General features: G+C 28.2%; 2 protein-coding genes. Both read right to left on the bottom strand.

What is annotated here, in order from left to right; genetic code table 11:
• Nucleotides 1-7: 7 nt before the first annotated feature.
• Nucleotides 8-454, bottom strand: coding sequence for a hypothetical protein (locus tag CWC18_RS20245; protein ID WP_138676001.1), 447 nt, complete (start codon nucleotides 452-454; stop codon nucleotides 8-10).
• A gap of 37 nt (nucleotides 455-491) precedes the next feature.
• On the bottom strand, nucleotides 492-818 hold the full coding sequence (locus CWC18_RS20240; protein ID WP_138676000.1) for a hypothetical protein: 327 nt from the start codon (nucleotides 816-818) through the stop codon (nucleotides 492-494).
• Nucleotides 819-2,138 lie beyond the last annotated feature (1,320 nt).

Below are 2,138 nucleotides of genomic sequence, written 5' to 3'. Positions count from 1 at the left end.
TATTTGATCAACAAGGCCTTCTCACAATTTGATCTAAATAAGTATAATGAAACTCAACCTCACCTTTATTTAAATATGCGGCATAATAGATATTATCAAGTATTATCATAGAAGGAATCTTACCATCATTATTTTTATTTAAATTATCTACAAGACTTTGGTAAAGTGGATCATTCTTATTTAAATATCGATCCAATTTATTGTGTTCAAATGATTTAAATTCATGACTTTTAATGCTACTCGGTTTATTAGTGTTATTACTTTCAACCTTGCTAACGTTACTATTTTTTATATTACTCAACAACACACTGGAATTAGAAGATTTCTCATTAAAAACTTCTTCCAATGATGCACCTGATACAATTTTATAGCCATTACTCTGGGGGCTTGAAAAGTAATCATATGCAACAAACAGCACAATGACAACCGTTAAAAATAGAGTTTTCTTTATCATAAAGCACTCACAAAAATCATAAAATTTAAAAAATTATTCATAATAAATTTCTTCTTTTTAGTTCCTCATTTAACAAGTCAGTATCAAAACCAATCATTCTAATATTTTTTAAATATATAATTGGAACAGAACTTACATTGGATTCTTTGTATAGCTTCAAACCAAGATCTGATTTTGCGATATCAAGATAATGATAATTATAATTATAATTATAATTATAATTATAATTATAATCAACATTGTTCAAATCTAAAAATTCAAACAACTTTTGACACGCATCACAATATTTTAAGCTTAACACTAATATTTCACTATCATTAGCATGTTGAGAAAGAATACTTGCATAATTCCCTTCATCAATCATCGAGTACTTTTTAATAGCTGAATTACAAAAATAGGCCAAAGCAACGGAAAATAATATTATAAATAGGTACTTAATCATTCCATGTAACCGAAATTTTAAAAAGTTGACATTTAACAAATGGAAGTAAAATACTCCCCTTAACTACAATTACTATTTAGGGTATACGCTTACACGCATCTTTCGGACAAATGTAGCCAAATTGAATTCTGTCACATTGATCCAAGTCACAATCCATTTCCTCAGCAGCAAACAGGCCGAAACTGCCCATTGAAATTGAAAACGCAGTAAGACTGGTTAACATTAATTTTGTAATTTTTCATTTTAATTCCTTTATACTTCGTTATTAAATACCAGGTTTTACTGAACTTGACAGAGATAAGAGTCACCATACTTTATACATTTTACCACTTCTGCTTGTATCTCAAAGCTTGAAAAAGATGCGGTCACTATGGCGGCCATAATAATTTTTTCTCATAATTTCTCCTTACATAACTGTAATTTACAATTTATTTCACATTGTTTTATCAAAATACCAACATCTAAATTCAACTTAACCTGCTGATTTAGACATTGATTTGATTCGACAATTCCCTTTCTTAACTCCCTATATTGACCTCCAAGCAAGTAGAAATTCATAGTGGCTTTTTCACTTTGATATTTCACTACCCACCAAGAAACCAAACCAATTAATCCATTGTGAAATACATTATCACTTTGTAATTATTTATCAATATAAAAAACAAAAATAGATCAGGTTAAAGTAAAAAAAATTTCAATATTATCAACCATGCTAATTATTTAACGCAAACTAATAAAACCATTATAATAAACACCCAAGAAGCCCAAAAACAAAGCAAACCAGTAAGATAAAAACATTTAAAAAATCGAAATTAAAAAGGCAAAGCACAACCCGAAATAGGTACAAAAATATAAACAGTTAACATTTACACCTAATAATAATAAAAAGACAAACACCATAATTTTAAATTTAAAAATTATTATTTTTTAAATTTCTTCAAGTACAACAGCTAAATGGATAGGTAAAAATGATTTTGATTGCCTTAAAAGCAAAAAAAATAGGATGTGGTAAAAAACAAATGAAAGCTACAAAAAAAAACAAAAGTGATATTTTTCTATACTTCAATTTTATTTCTGTGTGATATCTTCATAAAGCATCTTGGTAAATAGATAACACCATAAGAATACAAAGACTCCAAGCAGCCTCATTAACCAATCAAGAAAAGTAGCACTAGGTAGGTGTAGGAGCTCTTCACCCATAAATGGCATGAACAAATAATAGAGGCAGGGCAAGATCATGAA

The sequence above is a fragment of the Pseudoalteromonas aurantia genome, from assembly GCF_005886875.1.
In the GTDB taxonomy this organism is placed as follows: Bacteria; Pseudomonadota; Gammaproteobacteria; order Enterobacterales; family Alteromonadaceae; genus Pseudoalteromonas; species Pseudoalteromonas aurantia_A.
The sequence above is the reverse complement of the archived record's forward strand: the minus strand, read 5'-3'. Positions and strand labels throughout refer to the sequence as shown.

What these genes read in the sequence shown, in the direction of transcription:
- CWC18_RS20245 (WP_138676001.1), bottom strand. Translation starts at nt 454, where the DNA reads ATGATAAAGAAAACTCTATTTTTAACGGTTGTCATTGTGCTGTTTGTT.
- CWC18_RS20240 (WP_138676000.1), bottom strand. Translation starts at nt 818, where the DNA reads ATGATTGATGAAGGGAATTATGCAAGTATTCTTTCTCAACATGCTAAT.